Here is a 6,657-nt window from a genome sequence, read left to right as displayed (position 1 = left end):
ATTACGACTTCCCGCACGTTGCCAATTTCAGCGCTTCTGGGTCAGGGCGCGGCGTTCGAATTCGACGATGCGCTGACGGTAATGCTCGATCGTCTGGGCGGTCAGCACGCTGCGTTGGTCGTCCTTGAGCTCGCCGTTGAGTTCCTGGGACAGCTTGCGGGCGGCGGCCACCATCACGTCGAACGCTTGTTTCGGGTGACGTGGGCCTGGCAGGCCGAGGAAGAAGCTCACCGCCGGCGTGCTGAAGTGGTCGATGTCGTCCAGATCGAAGATGCCCGGCTTGACCGCGTTAGCCATCGAGAACAGCACTTCGCCGTTACCGGCCATGCTTTCGTGACGGTGGAAAATATCCATCTCGCCAAAGCGCAGGCCGCTTTCGAGGATGTTCTGCAGCAGCGCGGGGCCTTTGAAGCCGGCGGCGTCGCGGCAGATCACGCTGATCACCAGCACTTCTTCGGCTTGCGGTTGTTCCTTGTCACTGATCGACGGCGAAGCCTTGGTGTCATCCGGGAAATCGTCGTCACGGCTGCTGAAGCTCGGGCCGCCGTCCAGATCCAGGCTGAGGTTCATGTCGCCCTGGGAAGGCTCGCCATGGCCACGCTTGCCGCGCTTGGAACCCGACTCACGCGGTTCACGGGCAGGCATGCTCACCGACGGCAGATCGTGCTCGTCCAGTTGCGGTTCTTTATGCGTATCAAGCACGCGGGGCGGGCCCAACAGCTCGGCGCTGGTGTCCTCGTCCGGCAGATTGGACAAACTTCGGTCAAGACGGAATTTCAGTTTGCCCTTGCCACCGCGCATGCGGCGCCAGCCATCAAAAAGAATACCGGCAATGACAATAATGCCGATGACGATCAGCCACTCGCGCAGACCGATTTCCATGTAATCCCGTGCCTCTAATAAAAAATGCTGAAAAATAAGGGGTTTAGCACCGTGCAAACCGCTTTAAAACGTGGCGCCAACTCTATGTTCTGACTGACGTTTTGCCCACGCATACGAAAAATTGACATTAAACTAGCACGACCAAAGGTAACTTTACACCGTCTGTCACAATGGCTTGCGCGAATATGTCGATTGGCCAGCAAGTCGAGACAGGTAAAAAAGTCCTACAGACCAAAAATACTTGCCCTACAAGCGCCGACTCAGGCCTCCACCATCGCCATCGCCTCCTCGACATCCACNGCCACCAATCGCGAACAACCCGGCTCGTGCATCGTTACACCCATCAATTGGTCCGCCATTTCCATGGCGATCTTGTTGTGGGTGATATAGATGAACTGCACGGTCTGGGACATCTCTTTCACCAATCGAGCGTAGCGTCCAACGTTAGCGTCATCCAGCGGGGCGTCAACTTCGTCGAGCATACAAAACGGCGCCGGGTTCAACTTGAAGATGGCAAATACCAGAGCCAATGCGGTCAGGGCCTTCTCGCCACCGGACAACAAATGGATGGTGCTGTTCTTCTTGCCCGGAGGCCGCGCCATGATCGTTACCCCTGTATCGAGTAGATCTTCGCCCGTCAGTTCCAAGTAGGCGCTGCCTCCACCGAAAACTTTCGGGAATAACGCCTGTAAACCGCTATTAATCTGATCAAAGGTATCTTTGAAGCGATTACGGGTTTCCTTGTCGATCTTGCGAATCACGTTTTCCAGGGTGTCGAGGGCTTCCACCAGATCGGCGTTCTGAGCATCCAGATAACGTTTACGCTCGGACTGNTGCTGGTATTCGTCGATGGCCGCCAGGTTGATCGCACCGAGGCGCTGAATCCGCGCCGTAATGCGTTCGAGTTCTTCTTCGGCGTCCTTCTCGTTAGCCTCGGCGGTCAAGGTATCGAGCACGCCGTGCAGGTCGTAGCCGTCTTCCAACAACTGGTCTTGCAGGGTCTTGCGGCGCACGGTCAGGGCTTGCCATTCCATGCGTTGCTGTTCGAGTTGGCCGCGGATCAATTGGGATTGCTGCTCGGCCTGGGTCCGACGTTTTTCTGCGTCACGCAATTCGCGGTCGGCGTCCTCCAGGGCGATCTGCGCAGTCTTGAGTTCTTCGTCGACGGTCATGCGCTTGTCGAGCAACTCTTCGAGCTTGAGCCGCAACTCTTCCAGCGGCGCTTCGCCCTCCTCCAGGTTGAGGCTCAGCTGCTCGCGCTTTTCGGTCAGGCGCTCAGACTGCATCTCCAGCCGCTCCAACGCCTGACGTGTGGAGTCGTGTTGCGCCTTGAGCGAACCCAGACGCACCGCCAGTTGATGGGCGTGATCCTTGTGTTGCCGGGCTTCCTGACGCACGCGGTCGAGGCGCTCGCGCAGGCTGTCACGCTGGGCCAGCAGCAGTTCGCGCTGCTCGGTGTCGAGGGCCATGCTGTCGAGGGCTTCTTGCAATTGCAGGCGCGCTTCGCCGATTTGTTCGTGCTCCAGCGCGCGTTGCTCAGCCAATTCGGTGAGTTCTTCGTCCAGGCGTGTACGGCGCAAGGTCAGTTGTTCGGCCTTGGCTTTGCCGGCAGACAACTGGGCTTTCAATTCACCTTGCTGACGCGCTTCGTCTTGCAGCAAACGACGCAAATGTTCGCGGCCGTTTTCCTGCTGACGCTGCTGCGCCCTGAGCGTCTGAAGTTGGGTTTCGAGGGTTTCGACCGTGGCCTCGCGCTCTTCGCGCTCGATGCTCAGTCGCTGGATCTCCTGACCCCGGGCGAGTACGCCGCTTTCCGCTTCGCTGGCCCGGCGAACACGTAGAAAGTGTCGGCCAACCCAATAGCCGTCGCGGCTGATCAAGCTCTGGCCGACGGTCAGCTGACTGCGCAGGGCCAACGCTTGCTCAAGATTCTCAACCGGTTTGACCTGCCCCAACCAGGGCGACAGATCGATCTGCGCTTCAACCTTGTCAAGCAGGCTGCCCGGCACTCGCACGCCATCGCTGGCCGGGCTGAGCAAACGCAAATCGCCCTGGGTAAAACCGGCCAGATCGAAATCGCCGAAGTCATCCACCAGCACGGCTTGCAGGTCGGCGCCGAGTACGGTTTCCACCGCCAGCTCCCAACCGGCCTCAACCTTCAAGCCTTCGGCCAGGCGCGGGCGCTCGGCAAGATGCTGGTCGCGCAGCCATTCGGCGGTGCCGGTGCCCGGGTCCAGTGCGGCTTGCTGCAAGGCTTCAAGTGACGCCAGGCGACCGTTGAGCCGCTGCAAGTCGCCCTGGGCCTGCTGCTGNNCCTGGGTCGCCAATTGCAATTCCTGACGCAGTTGCTCAAGGCGTTCGACCTGGGCTTCTTCGCTGGCCTGCAAATCTTCGAGGGTTGCTTCGCTCGCGGCCAATTGCTCGCTGAGTNCCATGATCGCCGCGTCTTCCGGGTCCGCCGAGAGCAACGCGCGCTCTTCGCCAAGGCGCTTCTGGCGATCGGCCAGACGCTCCATGCTGGTTTCGAGTTGCTGAATGCGTGACTGCTGGACCTCGGACTGGCGGCGCGGCTCGGCGGATTGCAGGTTGAAAGCGTCCCACTGTTCCTGCCAGCCGTGCATGGTGGTTTCGGATTCTTCCAGCGCAGCGGCCGCTTCTTCGGCGGCAGCGCTGGTGATTTCCTGCTCGGGGGTGAGCATGTCGAGCTCTTCGCCGAGGGTCAGCAGCAACGTGCGGTCGTGGCCGAGGTGCGATTCGGTTTCCAGGCGCGCGCGTTCGGCTTCCTTCAAATCATCCTGCAACTGGCGCAGACGCTGCTGGCCGTGCTGGATGCTCTGCTCGACCCGGGCGATGTCGCCGCCGACCGAATAGAAGCGCCCCTGCACCAGATTGAAGCGCTCTGACAGGTCGTGGTGCCCGTCACGCAAGCGCTCGATGGCCGCATCGGCGTTGCGCTGTTCAGCGACCAACGCTTCGAAGGTGACTTCCTGATTGCCAATGACTGCTTCGCGCTGCCCAACCTGATCATTCAGCGCCTGCCAACGCAGGGCCGACAGTTGCGCCTTGAGCTGACGCTCCTCGCCCTTGTATTCCTGATACTTCTCGGCGGCCTGGGCCTGGCGGTGCAGGCGCTCCAACTGGCGCTCCAGCTCTTCGCGCAGGTCGGTCAGGCGGGCAAGGTTTTCATGGGTGCGGCGAATACGGTTTTCAGTCTCGCGGCGGCGCTCCTTGTACTTGGAGATGCCGGCCGCCTCTTCGATAAAGTTGCGCAGGTCTTCGGGCTTGGCTTCGATCAGCTTGGAGATCATGCCCTGCTCGATGATCGAGTAGCTGCGCGGGCCCAAGCCGGTGCCGAGGAAGATATCGGTGATATCGCGACGACGGCATTTGGTGCCGTTGAGGTAGTAGGTGGTCTGGCTGTCGCGGGTCACTTTGCGGCGAATGGAAATTTCCGCGTAGGCCGCGTATTCACCGACCAGGGTGCCGTCGGAGTTATCGAACACCAGTTCGATGCTGGCCTGGCTCACCGGCTTGCGGCTGGTGGAGCCGTTGAAGATGACGTCGGTCATCGACTCGCCACGCAGGTTTTTTGCCGAGCTCTCGCCCATCACCCAGCGCACGGCGTCGATGATATTCGACTTGCCGCAGCCATTGGGCCCGACCACCGCCGCCATGTTACTGGGGAAGTTCACCGTGGTCGGGTCGACGAAGGATTTGAACCCCGCCAGTTTGATGCACTTGAGCCGCACGCTTAGGCGTCCGCCAACGCAGNAACCACCAGATCGCTGCTGCGCTGGCCATAGGCCGNCAGCACTTGGCGAATCTGCGGAAAGTCACGGGCCAGCACAGCGGCGAGCAAGCGTTCGAACAGTTCGAGGAACTCGCTCATCGAGGCCTTGCGCTGGTCCAGGGCGAGGAAATACGCACGGCTCATCGCCGGTTGCAGGTTCTCGACGGTTTCCTGCAAGTACGGGTTGTTGGCGAAGGGGTACGCGGCGCGCATCACGTTGAAGCTTTCTTCGACGAAGGTGCGGATGTCCTGACGCTCATAGCTGGCGGCCAGGCGCTGCTGGATCTGCACGAACGGCGCCATGTCAGCCTGGACCTGCCAGCCTTTGGCCACTGCATTACCGAGCAGGATGTACAACTCGCTCATCAACGTACACAGGCTCTGCACCTTGTGCGCGGTGAGTTCGGTGACGTGGGCGCCACGGCGCGGCAGGATCGCGATCAGGTGGCGGCGCTCAAGGATCAATAAGGCTTCACGCACGGAACCACGGCTGACATTGAGNGCCAGCGTGACTTTCTGTTCCTGGATCCGCTCCCCAGGCTTGAGATCGCCGCGAATGATACGTTCGGCGAGGTGGTGAGCGATTTGCTCGGCGAGACTGTCCGGCGCCTTGAACGTCATGTTTTTCCTTCAAANTCTTCGATCTGCACAAGCGGCGCAGTGTAGCGCACATGAAGGGTCATGGCGGAGTGCCCACTCAGCGGTTTTTGGCACGAATCAAGCAAAAAGCAGGCTAACCCGCGAGGGTCAATAATGAAGGAACGAGTCGTTGATCGACAAAATGCTGTTTCCTGACCTTTAAGTCAGAAAATCATTGACCGCAAAGTCAGATATGACTAGATTCGGCGCAAAGCGGTTAACAACAATAATGAGTCTGCGAGGCCTTCCGTGATCCAGTTTTTACTTAACCAGGAACTCCGTAGCGAGCACGCCCTGGACCCCAATCTGACCGTGCTCAACTATTTGCGCGAGCATGTGGGCAAACCCGGTACCAAGGAAGGCTGCGCCAGCGGCGATTGCGGTGCATGCACCGTGGTGGTCGGCGAGCTGCATACCAATGAGCAAGGCGCAGAGCAGATTCGTTATCGCAGCCTCAATTCGTGCCTGACCTTCGTATCGTCGTTGCACGGCAAACAACTGATCAGCGTCGAAGACCTCAAGCATCAAGGCCAGTTGCACAGCGTGCAGCAAGCCATGGTTGAGTGCCACGGCTCGCAATGCGGCTTTTGCACGCCGGGTTTCGTGATGTCGTTGTTTGCCCTGCAAAAGAACAGCGACGCCCCCGACAGCCAAAAAGCCCACGAAGCCCTGGCCGGCAACCTCTGCCGCTGCACCGGCTACCGCCCGATTCTTGNNGCCGCCGAGCAATCCTGCTGCGGTAAACAACCGGATCAATTCGATGCCCGCGAAGCCGATACCATCGCTCGCCTGAAAGCCATCGCACCTACCGACATCGGCGANCTCAACAGTGGTGATAAACGCTGCCTGGTGCCGCTGACCGTTGCCGACCTGGCCGACCTCTACGACGCTTATCCACAGGCCCGGCTACTGGCCGGCGGTACGGATCTGGCGCTGGAAGTCACCCAGTTTCATCGCGCGTTGCCGGTGATGATCTACGTCGGCAACGTTGCCGAAATGAAGCGCATCGAACGCTTCGACGATCGCCTGGAAATCGGCGCCGCCACCGCCCTCTCCGATTGCTACGAAGCCTTGAAAGCCGAATACCCGGATTTTGGTGAATTGCTGCAACGCTTCGCTTCTNTGCAAATCCGCAACCAGGGCACCCTGGGCGGCAATATCGGCAACGCCTCGCCGATTGGTGATTCGCCTCCCCTGCTGATCGCCCTCGGTGCGCAGATCGTGCTGTGCAAAGGCAATACCCGCCGCACCCTGGCGCTGGAAGATTACTTCATCGACTACCGCGTTACCGCGCGCCAGGACAGTGAGTTCATCGAGAAAATCATTGTCCCCNNNGCCAANGCCGA

4 protein-coding genes are annotated in these 6,657 nt (G+C 59.9%); 1 reads left to right on the top strand and 3 read right to left on the bottom strand.

Annotation, left to right across the window (positions count from 1 at the left end; translation table 11 throughout):
• Positions 1-27: 27 nt before the first annotated feature.
• The 3 genes from zipA to B7L09_RS27260 form a co-directional block, all read right to left on the bottom strand.
• Positions 28-882 (bottom strand): cell division protein ZipA, encoded by an 855-nt coding sequence (gene zipA, locus B7L09_RS27270; RefSeq protein ID WP_094471477.1) that lies wholly within the window; start codon positions 880-882, stop codon positions 28-30.
• 260 nt (positions 883-1,142) lie between these two features.
• Entirely contained in the window at positions 1,143-4,631 is a 3,489-nt protein-coding gene (smc, locus tag B7L09_RS27265) for a chromosome segregation protein SMC (protein WP_094471476.1), read from the bottom strand.
• A 2-nt stretch (positions 4,632-4,633) separates the two neighbouring features.
• A complete protein-coding gene (locus tag B7L09_RS27260) occupies positions 4,634-5,293 on the bottom strand; it encodes a GntR family transcriptional regulator (RefSeq protein ID WP_094471475.1) in 660 nt (219 codons plus the stop codon).
• Between the two features lie 267 nt (positions 5,294-5,560).
• Here B7L09_RS27260 and xdhA point away from each other — a divergent pair.
• A partial coding sequence (gene xdhA / locus B7L09_RS27255) for a xanthine dehydrogenase small subunit (protein WP_094471474.1) occupies positions 5,561-6,657 on the top strand: 1,097 nt, incomplete at its 3' end.

The organism is Pseudomonas mandelii (assembly GCF_002251635.1).
Taxonomy (GTDB): Bacteria; Pseudomonadota; Gammaproteobacteria; order Pseudomonadales; family Pseudomonadaceae; genus Aquipseudomonas; species Aquipseudomonas mandelii_B.
The sequence above is the reverse complement of the archived record's forward strand: the minus strand, read 5'-3'. Positions and strand labels throughout refer to the sequence as shown.

Bases quoted from the DNA above. Each gene is read 5' to 3' on its own strand.
- zipA (WP_094471477.1), bottom strand. From the start codon at position 882: ATGGAAATCGGTCTGCGCGAGTGGCTGATCGTCATCGGCATTATTGTC.